Raw genomic sequence first — 18,653 nt, 5'->3', positions numbered from 1 at the left:
AAAAAAGGGGGAAGTGGTCACCAAAGTGCGGTTCTGATGACCGTTCAATATAAAATAATACTAGAACGGTCATCATCAAGAGTTAATAATCTGCCGTTAAAATAAGATGACAAAAAACTAGAAGACTTTTCCATAATTTATGATATGATAGAGGAAAATAAATACAAACCCTATATCCAGTTTGTAAGCAAGAGGTGGAATGATGTTTACGGGAACAGTTGCGGTAGTAATGGTCTTTTCAATTCCAATCATTGCAATAGTAACATCTCATTTTCAAAAACAAACAAAGACCAAGCATAAAATGATTCAGGATCAAATTGAGCTTGAAAAGTTGAAACAAGAAAATTATTTAATTGAGACACAAAAAATGAGACTAGAACTTGAGCAAATGCAGCTTGAAGAATATAAAAACAAACCCAAAATATTATAACTTTTAGAAAAATGAAGGACGGTTCAATTTCCAGTCCTTCATTTTTTGTTTTAGCGAAAAATAAATTACTCTGAGGCGTAAAAATATATTGATTTTTAAAGTAAAATAAATTACCTTATAAAGTAAGGGGGTGGAAAATCTGGAAAACTTAAAATTGAATGTGGCACTTTTACGAAGAAAGGTACCAAACTTGACTACTGCTGCTAGATCTGTAGGTTTACGCCCGGCAACCGTCTCTAATTTATGTACCGGAAAAATTCCGGTTGGTAGGTGCGAAGTTCGAACTTTAGCGGCACTTGCTGATCTTGCGGAATGTACTTTGGATGAATTAATCATTAGAGGGGAGAAGATTGAGATGATTGAGACCAAGATTAAAACGCTGGATTTATTTGCCCCACTTGCCAAGGGAGGCACAATTGGGTTAGTAGCTCGACATGGAATGGGGCAGCTTGTTTTACTTTCAGAAATATTTTATAGACTGAAGAACGATCAGTTTGTCACGATTCTGCTCTTACCGGATGGGAATTACCCAGAATTAAACGATGTGAAGGTCAATTCAGATATTATCGTTCATTCCATTGATGAAGCCTATGAAGCAATGGCTGATAAAGGAAAATCAAATGAGATTGTATTTGCAGCTGACAGGAGCCATGTATTAACAGGGGATATTTATGAGCTCCAAGAAAAATTGCAAGCTCATGATATCGATACAGTTACAACTTTTCTCGTTGATTTAAAAGGGGAAGCAGTAGATGAAGATTTACCGTATGGACCGTTGGAAACCGTTTGGCAATTTGACGCAGATTTATCAGCAAGACACAAATTCCCTGCCGTTAATCCAGTCTATTCAACTTCTTCCGTTCTTGAAGGAGCATATCTCGATCATAATCATCTCAATATTCAGCAGCGTGCCCAAAAGCTTCTTCGCCGCTATCGTGAACTCCGGTCATTAGTGAATGTAGGGGGCATGGAGCGACTCCCAGCATCTGAAGTCCAAACATTTAAGCGCGGTGAAAGGCTTGAAGCTTATTTAACACAGCCATTTTATGTAGCTGAAGCATATTTAGGGAAAAAGGGAGAGTCTGTTAGTTTACAGAACACCTTAAATGATGTAAGAAAAATATTAGATGGAGCAGCCGATTCAGTTGAAATAGACCAATTAAATTATATTGGCCAAATAATAAATGCATAGACTGCAGAAATTTAAAGAAAATTACGAAATTGCATTTAAAGTATAGCACCGGACTCTCGAACCTATTTAGTAGGTTCTTTTTTTATATAGGGGGTACTACCAGCAAAAACACGATTACAACGTTAAGGAAATATTAAAAATAATAAGCCCAGTATAGCGTCAGTATACTAGGGCAAAGTAAATAATTTTTGCTAATACATGTAATGAAGGATTAGTGACAGGGTTCCCGCACTATACACAAAGTAAACTTGAAGAAATAATGATACGTGCACCTATTTTTTTATATCATCAAACTCTTTATTATTGAACGCCTAAATAGTTATTTAGTAATTAAAGTAGTTGTGTGACACGCTGTCATTTTTTTGTTGACGCATGACACTGTGTCATATATAATCAGCTCATTAGTAAATGTGACACGGTGTCATCCGTTTGACAGGAGGAATAATAATATGCCAAATCAAACATTTTTTCACTTGCCTAAAGATAAACAAGAAACTTTAATTCGGGCTGCTAAAAAGGAGTTTTCTCGAGTTCCCTTACACGAAGCATCCATTGCCAATATTATCAAAGAAGCGGAAATCCCAAGAGGGAGCTTTTACCAATACTTTGAAGGGAAAGAGGACCTATATTATTATCTGTTAAATCGGATTTCAGAGAAAAATAATGATCGGTTTATGGCGCTTTTAAAGGAGAAAAATGGGGATATTTTTGAAACGTTAATTGATTCATTTCTATTTATGATTCAAAACCACAGAAATCAAGAACACAAAAACTTTCTTAAAAATGCCTTTTTAAATATGAATTATAAAATGGAAAATATATTAGCTAATAATATTTATCAAGAAAATAGGAAAAGCCAGTATTTAACTATGATTAGCTTAATAAATACAAAAAATCTGAATTTAAATGATGAACAAGACCTTCATGATATGTTAAAAATTATTATTGCTGTCACTTTTCAAAACCTTATTCAAGTGTTCGTAAAGGACTTAACGGATGAAGAAGCTTTAAAAAGTTATGTTCAGCAAATGGAACTGCTAAAAAGAGGATTATATAAGGAAGAAAACTAATGGGTTCTCTTAAAGCAGTGAAAAAAGAGAGTATCCATTTGGAGAGTATTGTTAAAAAACTAAAAGAGCAGGGCGTTGATGCACAGATATGTAAACGGCCTAAATCAAAAGAAATTTTCAACTAAGGAGATAACAAATAGATGAATGCAACATACAGGAAAGAAAACCACCATATATTATGCTTGCGATTCTTTTTGTCGGAGCATTTGTATCCTTTTTAAATAACTCCTTTTAAATGTAGCCTCGCCGTCTATGATGGTCGATTTAGGAATTAAAGATTATTCAACGATTCAGTGGCTTTATAGTGAAATGGTAGAGAAGAATGGGAAAGGAGACTATTGACATGGGAAAGTTGGCAAAGCAATTAAAGCCTTTTTTAACAGGCATTTTTTTAGCGATCGTGCTCTTGTTTGTGCAAGCAATTAGTGATTTGAATTTGCCAAATTATATGTCTGAAATCGTCAACGTTGGGATTCAGCAAGGTGGCATTGAGCACGCCGCACCAGATGCCATTAGTGAGGACGGTATGAAGCTAATCACTACTTTCATGACAGAGCATGAAAGACAAATAATCGAAGAAAGTTATTCTTTGGTTTCCCCTTTAGATCAAAATTCGAATGGGGAGCCTTACAGCAAACTATACCCTAATGCGGATCAACAATTTTATGTAAAAGGGGAGTTAGGAAAAAACGATAGCGAAAATTTAGATGCCGCATTTGGTACAGCAACTTCGACATTCATTAATGTTTTACGTGAACTGTCACAGCCATCTGATAAGAATGCAACAGAAAGTTCCTCTAACTCTATTAATATGAAAGAGATTTACGGAATGCAAGCTGTCCTGGATTCGTTACCAGATGCTACAATTCAATCGGCGCATGACGAAGCAGTGAAAAATGATGTCATGCAAAAACAAAGCGGGATTATGCTTTCTAAAGGTTTTTATGATGAACTTGGCGTCGATTTAGGTGCGAAACAAACGACTTACATTATGAAAATTGGCTTCTATATGTTAGTCATTGCTCTTGTTGGAGGGGTCGCTACCGTTTTGGTTGGATTGCTATCTTCCAGAATTGCGACTGGCGTAGCCCGGAATTTACGGAAGCAAGTGTTTACGAAGGTAGAAAGCTTTTCAAAAAGAGAGTTAGATACATTTTCTACTGCTTCATTAATTACACGTTGTACGAATGATATTCAACAAGTCCAGAATTTAGTAATGATGGGTGTCCGAATGATTTGCTATGCACCGATTCTCGGGATTGGGGGAATCATTATGGCTGTCAATAAGTCTGCTTCTATGAGCTGGATCATTGCGCTCGCTGTAATCATCCTTCTAGGATTGATTTTAATCCTTATGGCGATTGCGCTGCCAAAATTCAAACTCATTCAGAAACTAGTCGATAAATTGAATTTGATTTCAAGGGAAAACTTAAGCGGTCTTATGGTTGTGCGTTCATTTGGTACGCAGGAATATGAAAAAAAGCGATTTGACGCTGCAAATAGTGATTTAACGAAGACAAATCTTTTTGTAACTCGCGCAATGGTGTTTATGATGCCAATGATGATGCTCATTATGAACGGCGTCACTTTACTAGTAGTTTGGGTTGGTGCCCGTCAAATTGCAGTTTCTTCAATGCAAGTCGGGGATATGATGGCGTTTATGCAGTATGTCATGCAAATTTTGATGTCCTTTATGATGCTATCGATGATGTTTATTATGATCCCTCGTGCAGCAGTATCCGCCGGTCGGATTGCGGAAGTACTGGAAACGGAAGTGTCCATTACCGATCCAGAAAAGCCAAAATCATTTAACGAAAAGTGCAAAGGCCTTCTCGAATTTAAAAAAGTAAGCTTCCGTTATGAAGGGGCCAATGAAGATGCATTACATGAGATTTCATTTACAGCTAAGCCGGGTCAAACGACGGCATTAATTGGTTCGACAGGTTCCGGTAAGACAACGATTGCAAGTCTTGCTTTACGTTTTTATGACGTGAATGAGGGCGAAATTTTAATTGACGGTGTTGACATTAGAGATGTGAAACAGTCGGAATTGCGGTCGAAGATTGGATATGTCCCACAAAAGAGCGTATTGTTATCAGGCACCATTGAGTTCAACCTGAAATACGGAAAAAAAGACGCTACGGATGAAGAGATGCAGGAAATAGCAAAAGTTGCCCAGGCGATGGATTTCATTAAAGAAAAACCAGAGAATTTTGCGTCGAATATATCACAAGGAGGTGCCAATGTTTCAGGTGGTCAAAAACAGCGCCTCACGATTGCACGTGCTTTAATGAAAAAACCAGAAATCTTAATATTTGATGATAGCTTCTCCGCATTGGACTTTAAAACAGACTCCATGTTACGCAAAGAGTTAAAGGAACACACGTCAAACGCGACGATCATTCTAGTCGCCCAAAGAGTGAGTACAATCATGAATGCAGATCAAATTCTCGTGTTAGATAAGGGCCTCATTGTTGGGCGTGGCACACATCGTGAGCTGCTGGAAACTTGCCCTGAATACTATGAAATTGCCTCATCACAGCTATCGAAGGAGGAATTAGCGTGAGCGAAAAGAGAAATAGTCAAAATACTCATTCGCACTTCGGTATGCGAGGTGGGCCAAATATGATGCAGGGTAAAAAAGTAAAAGATTTTAAAGGGACGATGAAACAGCTTGTTCAATATTTGGGCGCTTACAAATGGACGATTATATTTGTATGGATTTTAGCCATTTTGTCGACGGTTTTCACAATTGTATCGCCAAAGATTTTAGGGCAAGCGACTGATGAACTTTTTTCAGGTGTGATGAACCAAATCGCTGGAATTGGGTCGATTGACTTCGGCAAAATTGGTGAAATTCTTTTATGGCTCATCGGATTATACTTACTTAGTGCGTTGTTTTCCTATTTGCAAGGGTTTGTCATGACGGGTGTTAGTATGAAAGTGACAAAGCAACTTCGAACGGATATTAATGAAAAAATTCATAAATTACCGTTTAATTATTTCGATAAAACAACCCACGGAGAAGTTCTTTCTAGAATTACGAATGACGTAGATACAATAAGCCAAACATTGAATCAAAGTTTAACACAGATCATCACATCAATCACTTCACTTATTGGAATTACGATTATGATGCTCACAATCAGCTGGCAAATGACATTGGCGGCAATCTGTATTCTCCCACTGACGATGATTTCGGTTATTGGGATTATTAAAAAGTCGCAAGTTCATTTTAAAAATCAACAGAAATATTTGGGGCATGTAAACAGCCATGTAGAGGAAATGTTTAGTAGCCATGAAATAGTGAAGGCTTTTAACGGAGAACGAGATTCGGAAAAAAAGTTTGACGAGCACAATGAAGCATTGTATAAATCGGCCTGGAAAGCGAATTTCTTATCAGGTCTTATGATGCCGATTGCGATGTTCATCGGAAATATGATCTATGTTGTCATTTGTATACTTGGAGGATATTTGACTGTAACTGGTACAATGACGGTCGGTGGTATTCAAGCTTTCATTCAATACGTGCGGAGTTTTATGCAGCCAGTCTCTCAAATTGCGAATATCTCCAATATACTTCAACAAACTGCTGCTGCAGCGGAACGTGTATTTGAATTTCTTGCGGAAGATGAAGAAAAACCGGAGCAGGAAAACGCTCTTTTGGTAAGTAAAAATAAGGTGGTAAGCAATCGAGATGTGGCAATTGAAGGAAATGTCGAGTTTGACCATGTTTCCTTTAGTTATGAACCTGAAAAACCTGTTATTCGTAACTTTACAGCCACTATCAAGTCGGGTCAGAAAGTAGCCATTGTCGGACCGACTGGTGCAGGTAAATCGACCATTATGAAACTGCTCATGCGCTTTTACGATGTAAATAGCGGTTCAATCAAGATCGATGACCATAATATTCAATCATTTAATCGAAATGAGCTTCGTTCTCTGTTTGGTATCGTGCTACAAGATACTTGGCTGTTTAACGGTACGATAGCGAACAATATTCGGTACGGTAAGCTCGATGCAACTGATGACGAGGTTAGGAAAGCGGCCACCGCAGCACAGGTTGACCATTTTGTAAGAACATTACCGGACGGATTCGATATGGTGTTGAATGAAGAAGGGGATAATATATCACAAGGTCAAAAACAGCTGCTAACGATTGCAAGGGCAATATTAGCAGACCCCAAAATACTCATTCTAGACGAGGCGACAAGCAAAGTCGATACACGAACAGAAATCCTTATTCAAAGAGCGATGGATAACCTTATGAAAGGCCGCACAAGCTTCGTCATTGCCCATAGACTGTCGACCATTCGGAATGCCGACTTGATAGTAGTCATGCATGAAGGGGATATTGTCGAACAAGGTACACATGACGAGTTGCTTGCTCAGAGTGGATTTTATGCAAATTTGTACAAAAGTCAGTTCGATACAGCAGTTTAAAGGTATGAAGACTGTTAAGGAATTCGATGGAAATCTGGTTTCTTTACAGTCTTTTTCTTAATATAAATTAGGGTCTCGCCAGCAACGCGAATATACATTGATATTTAGCTTTAACAAAAACAGGTTGTGAATTCTGTCAAATTGTTGGTGGGACACCTATAAGAAGGAAATTGTAACTATGAAAGCGAAATAAATAGTGTAACTCCAACTGGATGAAAATAAAAGTCAAGCAAAGGAAGTAAATATGAATATTAAGCTATCTGAAGTAAATGAAAAGAATTTTTGGGATGTAATTAAATTAAAATCCGATTTCGATCAAGAAAAGAGAATTCAAATTTTTGAAAGATGGGTAGGGTCTAACACTTTTTTTCTTGCTGCTTGCCAAGTATATGGGTTCCTTCCAAGAGCAATTTATGATGGTGAAACATTAATTGGCTTTGCTTCACATGGATTTAACAAGGAAACAGGACGATATGAATTAATTAGCATAATGCTTGGACATGCATATCAAGGTAAGGGCTATGGAATGCCGATTTTAAGGGCAGTTATTGAGGAAATGGCTGTGAAGTATTCATGCGAAGAAATTTATTTATCTGTCATTTATAATAACGAAGCTGCCAAGCGTGTATATGAAAAAGCAGGCTTTAAACCAACTGGGGAGATTGAGGATGGACATCATCCAGAACCCATTTATAAATTGGACGTTAAAAAATATTTTAGCCACTTGAAGTCTAATAAATAAAGGCAAAAAGCAGTGAACTTATCTGAACTCACTGCTTTTTGACATTTATAGACTAGCTTATTTTCTTTTTATCCCTCACATCTAGTACATCCAAAAAGAAAACGAATACTGGTATCCCAACAATTAGCCCCCAAACACCAAAGAAATGCTCGGAAAAAATCAACACGATAAAGGTGTAAAATACAGGCAGATCTGTTTTTGAAGACATTAGCTTTGGATTTAAAATATATGCCTCAATCGCGTGGATAATCATAATGACAATAAGAATATACACAACCTGCATAATTCCGCCAATTGTATAAGCAATCGCAATTAGAGGTATAAGTGAGATAATGACTCCGGCAACCGGGATTAAACCTAGGAAAAAGATAAGGATGGAAAGACCCATAAGCTGAGGGAAATCCATAATCCATAATGCAAGAGTTGTCAGGCCGCAGTTGACGAGAGCAATAATAAATTGTGCCTCGATCACTTTACCAAAGGTTAAAACAAATTTTTTCGCGAAAAATTCAATTTCATTATAAAATGGAGCGATCTTACTGTATTTAAATTTAGAAGTAAATTCAATAAGCTTTGGTTTTTCCAAAAGGAAAAATAAACTTAACACAAGGGACATCATGATTTGAATCCCGACTTTACTCATTCCGCTAAAATATTTAAGTAGAAAAGTAAAACCCTGTTCTAAGTAATTAGAAATTTGTTTTGTTTCAATCATGCCTAAAACATAATTAACAAGAACATGATCATGCGGCTGTGTTAAAAACAGCTGTAACTGTGTGACTAACTGCGAAATCTCTACAATAATGATTGGCAAGTATTTAATAACACCGATTGATAAAAGCCCAATAATTAATAAATAGGAGATTAGGACAGTTAGTTTGCGGTGCAGTTTGAATTTATTTGATACAATATTCACAAGCCGATCCAGTAAAAAAGAGAAAATAAAGGTGATTAGAATCAGGTTGATCATACTTCTAAGCATATAGAGAAGAAATACTAAAATTGAAAAAATAAGCAGTCTTTTAAATGCATTATTATTTATAAACGACCGGATCGATTCCATTATATGAATGATTCCTCCCATGCATGGATGTAATAACTCCATATGAATTTCTTACTATTTGTTATTTTATTATATTTTTATATATCTTTATAAGTCTATCTGTGTTTTTATCTCTATCATGAGTTTCCAAAGCATGTTCCCTTGCCTTATTCGAAAAGCTTAACGCTAATTCTTTATTTTCAAATATCTCACATACATAATATGCTAACATGTAAGGAGCATCTGATTGATATACAAAACCTTCTTCCTTATGTTTTAACATATCTGATACACCACCGACATCAGAAGCGACACAAGGAACACCTAAGACCATCGCTTCTCCCAATGAATTAGGGCTATTTTCAATAGATGAAGGGCAAACAAATACATTGGACTTTAAGTATCTTTCACACATTTTCTTTTCATCTAAAGGTCCTATAAAGACTATGTTTTGGTCCAATTTATAATTGCGAATCATTTTTTTTATATATTTACCATAGTAAGTCATAAGCATTCTATCTTTTAAAGTATCCGACTTTGTTATATCTTTTCCGCCTATATATACTTTTGCACTAGGAAATCTTTTTAAAATAATCGGCATAGCTTCAATTACATAATGAAGGCCTTTTATCGAATACTGACCTTGACTTAAAAAAATTGAATTTTTTTCACACTTCTCTATATCCCACTCATGTTTGTAAAATTCATCTCTTAAAGTTTCATTACAAAAATAATATTTTGCCTCTGGGTTTATTTGAGAAGTGCAAGCTTTATCCCAAGTAGTTCGTCCAATAATATGTTTTATTTTATTGATAGCCTTAATTTCATTTTTCCCTCTATTGTAGAAAGATTTCTGTAAACCTTTTACATTATCTTTTCTCAGAAGATTTCTAAGGGTAAATCCATATATAACCTTCCAAGGTAAATTCGCAACCATGTGTTTTTCTATAATTGAGACTAAACCTTGAATAGAAATAACAGATCTAACCCTTTCTTCTATACAGGCATTAACCATTGAAAGGGTATGGGCAAACTCTGTTCCATAGATATGCACGATATCAGGTTTAACTTCCTTAATAATGTCCTTAAAGATCCGGTTCCCTTCAAATAATTTTTTATCTTGATCTCCAACTGGTTTAAATGCATAATAATTTATTCTATTTCCTTTTAATTTTCTCGACTCTTTTAGTCCTTTTTTTGGAAAGACAATTGATAATTCGATACCATCTTTTTCTGCTAAATCTTTCGATGCATTTATTAGCCAGCCGCCAAAGGGAGATGATTGCTCATTTAGTAATAAACTTATCTCGGGTAACTGAATATTTATAAGCCATAGTATTTTCATATTACTTTTTTCCCCAAACAGTCCGATTCACATAATCAGTATATGACAATATTATTCTTAATACTTTATCAGACACGTTCGACATGCTATAATCTTCAACTTTTCTTAAAGTTTCTTTCTTCTGTACCCTTAAAATCTCTAATCCCTGTAATATTCTTTCTTTCTTAAGTCCTACCATCATCACTGATGCCTCTTCCATTGCCTCAGGCCTTTCATGAGCCTCTCTGATATTAAGTGCCTTAAACTTAAGGATAGAAGACTCCTCACTAATCGTTCCACTATCACTCAGAACCGCTTTCGCTTTAATTTGAAGTTTTACATAATCATTAAATCCTAAAGGTTTCATTGTTTTAACTAACGGATTAAACTTTATTCCTTTAGCTTTTATCATATTTCTAGTTCTAGGGTGTGTACTTACAATTACAGATAAATTATATTTTTCTGTAATCACATTTAAACTATCAACTAAATCTAGGAAATTAGTTTCTGAATTAATATTTTCTTCTCTGTGAGCTGATACTACAAAATATTTTTCTTCTTTAAGTTCCAATCTCTCTAATATATCTGATTTCTCAATGTCATCTTTTCTAGAGTTGAGAACTTCAAACATTGGGCTGCCAGTCTTTATTATTCTATCTGCTGGGAATCCTTCTTTAAGGAGATATTCTCTTGCAATATCGCTATAAGTTAGATTTATATCAGCTATATGATCTACAATTTTTCTATTTGTTTCTTCAGGCACTCTTTGATCAAAGCATCTATTTCCTGCTTCCATGTGGAAAATAGGGATATGCCTTCTTTTAGCTGCAATCGCGCATAAACAACTATTGGTATCTCCGAGGACCAAAAAGGCATCTGGTTTAACTTCTTCCATAATAGGATCAATTTTAACTAGGATATTCCCTATGGTTTTTACTGCTGTTCCAGTTGCTGCATTAAGAAAATAATCCGGTTTTTTTAAGTTAAAGTCTCTAAAAAACACTTCGTTTAATTCATAATCATAGTTTTGTCCCGTATGGACAAGAGTGTGCTCTATTGCATTCGATTCTTCTAATTTATTAATAACAGCTGACAGTCTAATTATCTCTGGTCTAGTGCCAACAACTGTCATAACCTTTAACTTTTTCATTAAGTTATACCTCCAGCTAGTTGTAGATCGCAGGCTTTCCCATTTATGTTAAGACATATTTGCCAATTTCACTCTGCAAAAGTTGAATTGATCATATTGATAATTTTAGAACTAGCTTCTTTGTTATTCTTGTTATTAAAAACAAACTCTCTTGCTCGTTTTCCAAAATTGAATCTATCTTGGCTTGTTAAATTCAGAACTTCACTTATTTTATTGCTGAATGACTCTAAAGAATTATCCTCAACGTAAAAAAAATAATCATCATATTGATCAGGTATACCGTCTAACTTATATGCAATAACCGGATTACCCGATAAAAGATATTCCATATTTTTTGAAGGAAAAGAGTATTTGGTGAATTCCTCATTATTTTGTCTTGGATTAACTAAAACTGTTGCATTTCTTTGCAATTCAACAGCTTCCTTATTGGATAACTGACCTAAAAAGTGTATTCTACTATCTTTTTTCTCATACTCTTTTATAAGCCCCTCAGAGTCTCCCCTGCCACAAATTTTTAGTACTGTATCGTTATTTTCAATAGCGTGAAATGCTTTGATTAGATTAATAACTCCAAATTTCTTATTTAGAGTTCCTGTATAAACAATAGTTTTGCTAGTTTCTCTATTATTTTCAGCTCTGCCAATAAAAGGTTCATTAGTATTAACAACTCCTTCAATTATTACGTAAGGTCTATTACCTACTTTTAATACATCTCTCATATGGTCTGTAAGTAACACAAACGAATCTACATGCTTTGCATTTTTTTTAAATAATTTAATATCTATCGCCTTCAATATGCTATATATTGCAGATTTTCTTTCACTTAAATTCATAAATTGGGGCAAATCCGGAACAATTAAACAAATATGAATTGATGGATCCTTATGTTTTGCATTAACTGCAGCCTGTAAAAATGGAGTATGTGGTGAGTACACAATAATTACTTTATTTGATGATCTGTCTGAGGTGAATTCTTGAATTTGTCTTATAAGTGAATTCTTCCTGGAAATACTTCTATATCCCCACAAATTACAAAACGATACATACTCACACTGAACAGTATTTTTATATGTGAAACTTTGCTTTTTAATAATTAAATCATTATATTCTCTAGGGTAGGTCCCAACAAATGGAGCTGATATCACTTCTAAATCAATATCTTCAATGTTTAAAAAACCGTCAATCAAATTCCATTGGAGTTTATTTGCAGCATATTGGACTGCCCCTTTCGATTTTGTTAATATATCTTCTTCCATTTCTTTAGAGAAAACTCCGCCTAAAAATAACATTTTCATATCTTACAACCCCATTTTAGAGAAAAAAGATAATTTAAGTATTTTGGGTATACAAGGTTATAAAACACAGTACTATCTAACTATCTATTAACTGGTTTATCATTTTAATAATTTTTGGATAAGTAATTTTTCTGTCAAATTCCTCTTCGGCAAGTTTTCTAGCATTCTTCCCCATCTGTTCTCTTTCTTGCTCACTCAACCTATAAACTTTTTCAATAGCCTTGGATAAATTTTGAGGATTCTCTGGTTCATAGTTAAACCCAAATTCGCGGGTTTTGACCAATTCTAAAAATTCGGAATTTAGACTCCCGTTTAACATTACCCTACCAGAAGATAAGTAATCCCCTATTTTGTTTGTTATACTTTGTGGAGCTTTTCTTTTGATTGCATTGATTACAGCATCTGACTTTTTTAAATAAATCCCCATCGTTGAATAATCAACCCAACCTGTAAAAAGTGCATTACTTTCAATTTTTTCTGCAAACTCCTTAAAGTCCTTCTCTAAGGGCCCACTACCTAGTATAATGGGTCTCACATTTAATCCATTTTCATTCGCTATCTTTGCTCCCTCTATAAAAGTATATATATCATAGCTATGTCCAAGAGACCCAATATACGCAATCCAAAACTCATCTTCCGGTTTATCAACAACATCAATCTGCTCAATTACACCAATATCATAATTCTCTATATCAGTGCCTATAAAAACATAGTCATTTATCACACTTTTACTATTTTTCTTTTCCGCAATTTTTAAATAAGTTTGAGAGACTGCCATAATTCCATCTGCCATAGCATAAACCTTATTAGCCATTAATTGCAGAGGAGAAAATAATATATTGCTTATTATCGGCGTATCTAAAACTAAATCGAACATAGCTTCCGGCCACACATCCTGAACATCTATTACAAAGGGGATGTTTTTTTTATTAGCGTACTTGCCAGCTTCAAGTGCACTATCTAATCCTGGAACACATGCATAAACTAAATCGTAATCTTCATTTGTATTTTTTAAGAAATACTTTAAACTTTGAGAAAAGGACCACATACTATAAATTCTTCTAAAACTTATATTTTTGTAATATCCAACTTCGTCAAGTATAACGATTTTATACGGAGCACTTTTGTATAACTCATTCTCTATTCTAAAAGTTCTATCCAATTCTCTAAATTTACTTGTTATTTCCGTAACTTCATATCCTTCATTCACTAACATTTCGCATATTTTTTTAAACCTACTTCTATTATTGCCTTTCTCTCCAGGCAGCTGCGTAGCCTGTGCAATAACAAGTATTTTTTTCAACATATCACCTCTTCTCACCCTTCTAATAAATTATTCCTACCATCAATCTCAACAAAGGATAATCTTAAGGTAAGAGGCTTGCAAAAGGATCTATCCACTCTTACCCAAAAACTGCTTACTTATTCTCTTTTTCGTACCCATTTGGATGATTTTGTTGCCAGCGCCAAGAATCCTTACACATGTCATCAATACTTCTTTCAGCTACCCAATTTAGCTCCCTTCTAGCTTTCGATGGATCAGCATAGCTAATGGCTATATCGCCTGCTCTTCGATTAACAAAACTGTATGGGATTTTCTGCCCCGTTACGTTTTCAAATGCATGTATCACATCTATTACACTGTATCCTTTCCCAGTACCAAGATTATAGGTATTAACACCTTTACTAAGCAAAATCTTTTCAAGTGCTTTTAAGTGACCTGTAGCTAGATCCACAACATGAATATAATCTCTTACTCCTGTTCCGTCATGAGTATGATAGTCATTACCATACACTTTGAGTTCGTCAAATTTCCCAACAGCAACTTGACAAATATAAGGGAGGAGATTGTTGGGAGTCCCTTTAGGGTCTTCACCAATAAGTCCACTACCATGAGCACCAACCGGATTAAAATAACGTAACAATGCAATACTCCAATTACTATTAGCTACAAATATATCTTTTAATAATTCTTCACATAATTGTTTTGTTCTTCCATAAGGATTCGTTGATTGAGGTGGTAAAGCCTCAATAAAAGGTGCGTTATTTGATAATCCGTAGACGGTTGCCGATGAACTAAATACAATCTTATAGACACCAAACCGCTCCATAACATCACACAAGTTTATCGTTCCCGAAATATTGTTTCGATAGTAATCTATGGGAATTTCAACAGATTCGCCAACAGATTTAAGACCAGCAAAATGAATAACAGCATCAATCTTAATTTGAGAAAAAATTGTCGTTAACACTTCTGTATCTAGTAAATCAGCATTATAAAATGTAATATCTTTTCCAGTAATTTTACTAACACGTCTTAATGCTTCTGGTTTGCTGTTTGAAAAATTATCAACTACGATTATTTCATAGCCTGATTGAAGGAGTTCTACACATGTATGGGATCCAATGTAACCTGCACCGCCTGTGACTAGAATTTTCATTTCACCCTCCGAATTTCCCTATTTTTACACATTGTTGTTTTAATACAAAAAAAACACTATATCATCATGACATAGTGGCTTTTTTCTTACTTTTTTCAACACGCTCGGTTCTCCTTGAAGATAACCAAATGAAATATACAAGTATTGCACAATTTAAAAAGTTAATTATTATCTTTGCAAAACCCGCGCCGAAAAATCTCCAGTAATTAATAAAAAAAATAAATAGTGCCACTCCTAATAAAGCAATAATTAACTTTCTATATAAAAGCAGCTTGGTTTTGTTATTAACAATTAGAATAATAGATAATGCGTATGAAAATAGAAGGAAAAAATCACTCCAAATTAATATAATGGCATATTGATAAGCACCAGTATATCGATTGCTTGTTAATAATGAAATTAGAGGTTCAGCAAATATAGAGAAAATAATGTTAACCATTAAGAAAAAGCCGAATACAAATCCCAAAATCTGTATAAAGATTTTGGGATTCTTTTGAGATACATACTTATAAAAATCCGGTTCAAATGCTTGATATACGGCTGAACCTAACATGAAAATGATTCCCGACATTTTTAAACCAATACTATATAAAGCAAATGCATCCACATCATTTTGTCTTTCTAACATGATCCTATCGATATATTGCGTAGGAATATCTAAAAGTGCAATAATAATAAGTGGATATCCGAAAGCAAGTGCCTTTTTTATAATCTTAAAATCGATTTTAGCCTTTATGAATGTCATTTTAAAAGCAATCATACCCAATATTATCTGGGATAATAACACACCCAGCATTCGACCTGCAGCACCTAATTCTAAAACAATGACCAAATACAATCCAATTCCGATAGAAAGTATTATATTCACACTTTGGAGAACTAAAAATTTTAGGCCCTCTTTTTTCATCTTAAAATCTAGTCCCAAAAAAGAAACATATATCATAAAATATAAAGAGGCTAACGTTAATATTCCATACGGGTAAATCGAAAAAGTAACATTAGCCCAATTGAAATATAAAAATAAAAATGTCAGCCCTAGTAAGATAATAGCCAAATTTATTAAAGTCAGAAACATAATTAGTGTAGCCATTACTCTTCTATTTTCTTCTTCCGTTCTATTAAAAAAACCCATCATATAAAAAGAGTAGAAGGATAGATTCATTATTGGAAGAAACATTTGACTTATTGCTTCAAAGTACCCTATAACGGCAAAATCATAAGAACTCAATTTTTCTGAGAATACAGGAAAAGTAATTAGATTGATTAATAACCCTATTATAGAAGGCATAAAAAAATAAATTGCATTTTTTAAATTAACTGAGTATCTATTTATTAATTTTTTGATTAAGCTCATATATGTTACCTTTCAAATATTTCATCATATTTTTTCAGTTACCATATAAAAAAGCATTAGTTTTTTCATGATGAAAATAAGCAATAATCATTGTGGTTATTTGACTGCCTTTATGGCTGTAAATTCGTTTTTACGTACATTTCAATACTTAATTAGTAGTTAATATCTATATTTTTGAGATAAGACCCCAGACTTACTACATGGCCCTTCTTCAAAAAAGAAAGGTTCTCTTGATATTAATTTTTCTGAAAGCAATAACAGTCTTTCTGCTGCCTCTTTAGCATTCCATTCATTTACAAGGGTTCTATGTGCATTCTTGCCTAGCTTCTCACGAAATTCAGTTGTAACTAACAATTTTTTTACACTTTCAAATAAGTTTTTTTCGTTACCATTTTCATATATTAAACCATTTTCATTGTTTTTAAGAAGATAGGGAACTGAACCAATTGCGTGACTTGCAACAACAGCGCACCCACTGTTCATCGATTCGTTAAGTACGGCCCCCCAACCTTCATTAAAATCACTTGTAAATAAAAAAATATTGGCAGATTCCATGTGCTCTCTAATATGTTCAGGACTCATACTGCCGTATAAGTTAACTATGTCCCCCAATTGGAGTGCTCCTATCATTTCTTTAACTTTTTTTTCCAAAATACCAACACCAATAATATCAAGAGTAAAATGATGGCCCTCTTTTTTTAATTTATATGCTACCTTTAGCGCCTGTTCGGGATGTTTCCAATTAATAAGCCGACCTACCCATAATAATTTTGGAATTATATTATTTTTCTTTTTTATAAATAAATCATCTATATTATGCTCTTTAACTTCTGGGAAATATCCCCACTTGTATGCCTTATTTTTATATGCTCTAACTAAATTTAAATCTGCTGCAGTGTAAGCACTTGCACAAAGCATATATACTTTTTTGTTTTTTGTTAAGGTATGTTTTTTAATTAGGGACAAGGCAGTTCTAGGATTCAAGATCCTCCACTTCCCCTTCTTAAATACTCTTTCACTGTAACGAAAAGTTAATTTATCTCCCTTCAATCTTTTATGAATAAAAAGGTCAGGTGCTGAGCCGATGATGACAACATCACTTTCATCTCCAAGTCTAACCCCACTCAAAAAATTTTCTTGACTAGTGTAGGAGTTTAAAGAAAAGGGATATAACTCGCTCATGTCTTCATATCCCATTTCCAATCGTTCCTCATGAATAGGCTCGGTTGCTACAAATTTAAAATCATCGCCTAGCACCTTATACATTTCAAAACAAAAAGGCAGCTGGTGATGATTTAAAAAATTTGAAAAAAAGGTTACTTTCATATCATTTACCTCACTTTTGTTAGTTTGATATGTTCGCATCCTTTGTTCCTGTGCAATATACTTTACTTTTTCCTTTTCGAAAATGCATATGGTAAAAATGGAATTGCAGGCACAATAACAAATATTACAAAACCCATTTGGTAAATATAAGTAACTGGATTAATAAATCCGAAAATTAAAAATAATATTTGAGCTGTCAATAAAAAACGGTAGTATGGATGATTAGAATAAAACCTTAATTGTTTTCTGAAATTTAGAAATATTACTGCGAACAGAGGTAGCGATCCAAATAAACCATAGTATGCCATAAAATCAAACCAGCCAGAATGTCCACCCACTTCAGAATTTAACTCGTTTCCAAATGGACCGTATATTCCGAATAATGGATTTCTCAAGAAAGTTTCTAAAGAAGATAAATAAAGCTGCCCTCTAAAAGAAGTTTGTGATCCAAATGATTCACTGAAAAACCCTTGTGCGAGATCCAAAAATTTAGTACTAATTACTTTATTTGTTTCAAATAGATGAGCAATATCAATTAAGAAAAATCCGATTACTTCCTTAGGAATTATCAGAATAAATAATACGGCTAAAATATTAATAAAAATAAAACTCTTTTTTCCTTTAATAATTGAAACCAAAAGAGTTCCTATAAAAACAAGTGATAAGGATGTAGCGTATGAAGCTAAAATAAGCATAGCAGTAATCATACAATAGACTAAAAGACAGAAAAATTTGTAAATGTTATTAACATTTGGATTCTTTTTAACTAAAAAATATAAAATTATTATATTTATAAAGACCGCGCTGTATACAAAACCAAAGCCACCTATGCCAAGTGACATAT

15 protein-coding genes are annotated in these 18,653 nt (G+C 34.1%); 6 read left to right on the top strand and 9 right to left on the bottom strand.

Annotated elements, in window-relative coordinates; translation table 11 throughout:
* The first annotated feature begins 202 nt into the window (after positions 1-202).
* The 6 genes from V7127_RS20650 to V7127_RS20625 all read left to right on the top strand — a co-directional run bounded on the left by V7127_RS20650 (position 203) and on the right by V7127_RS20625 (position 7,877).
* On the top strand, positions 203-430 hold the full coding sequence (locus V7127_RS20650; RefSeq protein WP_335489143.1) for a hypothetical protein: 228 nt from the start codon (positions 203-205) through the stop codon (positions 428-430).
* A gap of 139 nt (positions 431-569) precedes the next feature.
* Positions 570-1,622 carry an ATP synthase beta subunit C-terminal domain-containing protein gene (locus V7127_RS20645; protein ID WP_335489151.1) on the top strand — a complete coding sequence of 351 codons (1,053 nt, stop codon included), beginning with the start codon at positions 570-572 and terminating at the stop codon, positions 1,620-1,622.
* 449 nt (positions 1,623-2,071) lie between these two features.
* The gene (locus V7127_RS20640; protein ID WP_335489140.1) at positions 2,072-2,692 is read left to right on the top strand and encodes a TetR/AcrR family transcriptional regulator; all 621 of its coding nucleotides are present in this window, start codon (positions 2,072-2,074) and stop codon (positions 2,690-2,692) included.
* A 343-nt stretch (positions 2,693-3,035) separates the two neighbouring features.
* Positions 3,036-5,258, top strand: coding sequence for an ABC transporter ATP-binding protein (locus tag V7127_RS20635; protein WP_335489137.1), 2,223 nt, complete (start codon positions 3,036-3,038; stop codon positions 5,256-5,258).
* Positions 5,255-7,135, top strand: a complete 1,881-nt coding sequence (locus V7127_RS20630; RefSeq protein WP_438824047.1) for an ABC transporter ATP-binding protein — start codon at positions 5,255-5,257, stop codon at positions 7,133-7,135. The genes V7127_RS20635 and V7127_RS20630 overlap by 4 nt, the downstream gene beginning before the upstream one ends.
* Positions 7,136-7,379: 244 nt before the next feature.
* On the top strand, positions 7,380-7,877 hold the full coding sequence (locus V7127_RS20625) for a GNAT family N-acetyltransferase (RefSeq protein WP_335489134.1): 498 nt from the start codon (positions 7,380-7,382) through the stop codon (positions 7,875-7,877).
* A gap of 52 nt (positions 7,878-7,929) precedes the next feature.
* Here the strand turns inward: V7127_RS20625 and V7127_RS20620 are convergent, their stop codons facing one another.
* The 9 genes from V7127_RS20620 to V7127_RS20580 form a co-directional block, all read right to left on the bottom strand.
* The gene (locus V7127_RS20620) at positions 7,930-8,940 is read right to left on the bottom strand and encodes an AI-2E family transporter (RefSeq protein WP_335489131.1); all 1,011 of its coding nucleotides are present in this window, start codon (positions 8,938-8,940) and stop codon (positions 7,930-7,932) included.
* A gap of 61 nt (positions 8,941-9,001) precedes the next feature.
* Complete coding sequence (locus tag V7127_RS20615) at positions 9,002-10,264, bottom strand: glycosyltransferase family 4 protein (RefSeq protein WP_335489128.1); 1,263 nt, start codon at positions 10,262-10,264, stop codon at positions 9,002-9,004.
* Position 10,265: 1 nt separating this feature from the next.
* Positions 10,266-11,393: a non-hydrolyzing UDP-N-acetylglucosamine 2-epimerase gene (wecB, locus tag V7127_RS20610; RefSeq protein WP_335489125.1), complete on the bottom strand. Its 1,128-nt coding sequence runs from the start codon at positions 11,391-11,393 to the stop codon at positions 10,266-10,268.
* Between the two features lie 68 nt (positions 11,394-11,461).
* Positions 11,462-12,688 carry a glycosyltransferase gene (locus V7127_RS20605; protein ID WP_335489123.1) on the bottom strand — a complete coding sequence of 409 codons (1,227 nt, stop codon included), beginning with the start codon at positions 12,686-12,688 and terminating at the stop codon, positions 11,462-11,464.
* Between the two features lie 76 nt (positions 12,689-12,764).
* Complete coding sequence (locus tag V7127_RS20600; protein ID WP_335489120.1) at positions 12,765-13,994, bottom strand: glycosyltransferase family 4 protein; 1,230 nt, start codon at positions 13,992-13,994, stop codon at positions 12,765-12,767.
* A gap of 112 nt (positions 13,995-14,106) precedes the next feature.
* Complete coding sequence (gene galE, locus V7127_RS20595; protein ID WP_335489117.1) at positions 14,107-15,129, bottom strand: UDP-glucose 4-epimerase GalE; 1,023 nt, start codon at positions 15,127-15,129, stop codon at positions 14,107-14,109.
* A gap of 64 nt (positions 15,130-15,193) precedes the next feature.
* Positions 15,194-16,483, bottom strand: coding sequence for a lipopolysaccharide biosynthesis protein (locus V7127_RS20590; RefSeq protein WP_335489114.1), 1,290 nt, complete (start codon positions 16,481-16,483; stop codon positions 15,194-15,196).
* 159 nt (positions 16,484-16,642) lie between these two features.
* Positions 16,643-17,809: a glycosyltransferase family 4 protein gene (locus V7127_RS20585; protein ID WP_335489112.1), complete on the bottom strand. Its 1,167-nt coding sequence runs from the start codon at positions 17,807-17,809 to the stop codon at positions 16,643-16,645.
* 62 nt (positions 17,810-17,871) lie between these two features.
* Positions 17,872-18,653, bottom strand: a 782-nt coding sequence (locus V7127_RS20580) for a hypothetical protein (protein WP_335489109.1), incomplete at its 5' end; no start/stop codon positions are given.

The organism is Bacillus sp. JJ1773 (genome assembly GCF_036962035.1).
In the GTDB taxonomy this organism is placed as follows: Bacteria; Bacillota; Bacilli; order Bacillales; family Cytobacillaceae; genus Cytobacillus.
The sequence above is the reverse complement of the archived record's forward strand: the minus strand, read 5'-3'. Positions and strand labels throughout refer to the sequence as shown.

Excerpts from the sequence above, each read along its gene's own strand:
- V7127_RS20650 (WP_335489143.1), top strand. The coding sequence starts at position 203 with ATGTTTACGGGAACAGTTGCGGTAGTAATGGTCTTTTCAATTCCAATC.
- V7127_RS20640 (WP_335489140.1), top strand. The coding sequence starts at position 2,072 with ATGCCAAATCAAACATTTTTTCACTTGCCTAAAGATAAACAAGAAACT.
- V7127_RS20635 (WP_335489137.1), top strand. The coding sequence starts at position 3,036 with ATGGGAAAGTTGGCAAAGCAATTAAAGCCTTTTTTAACAGGCATTTTT.
- V7127_RS20625 (WP_335489134.1), top strand. The coding sequence starts at position 7,380 with ATGAATATTAAGCTATCTGAAGTAAATGAAAAGAATTTTTGGGATGTA.
- V7127_RS20620 (WP_335489131.1), bottom strand. The coding sequence starts at position 8,940 with ATGGAATCGATCCGGTCGTTTATAAATAATAATGCATTTAAAAGACTG.
- V7127_RS20615 (WP_335489128.1), bottom strand. The coding sequence starts at position 10,264 with ATGAAAATACTATGGCTTATAAATATTCAGTTACCCGAGATAAGTTTA.
- wecB (WP_335489125.1), bottom strand. The coding sequence starts at position 11,393 with ATGAAAAAGTTAAAGGTTATGACAGTTGTTGGCACTAGACCAGAGATA.
- V7127_RS20605 (WP_335489123.1), bottom strand. The coding sequence starts at position 12,688 with ATGAAAATGTTATTTTTAGGCGGAGTTTTCTCTAAAGAAATGGAAGAA.
- V7127_RS20600 (WP_335489120.1), bottom strand. The coding sequence starts at position 13,994 with ATGTTGAAAAAAATACTTGTTATTGCACAGGCTACGCAGCTGCCTGGA.
- galE (WP_335489117.1), bottom strand. The coding sequence starts at position 15,129 with ATGAAAATTCTAGTCACAGGCGGTGCAGGTTACATTGGATCCCATACA.
- V7127_RS20590 (WP_335489114.1), bottom strand. The coding sequence starts at position 16,483 with ATGAGCTTAATCAAAAAATTAATAAATAGATACTCAGTTAATTTAAAA.
- V7127_RS20585 (WP_335489112.1), bottom strand. The coding sequence starts at position 17,809 with ATGAAAGTAACCTTTTTTTCAAATTTTTTAAATCATCACCAGCTGCCT.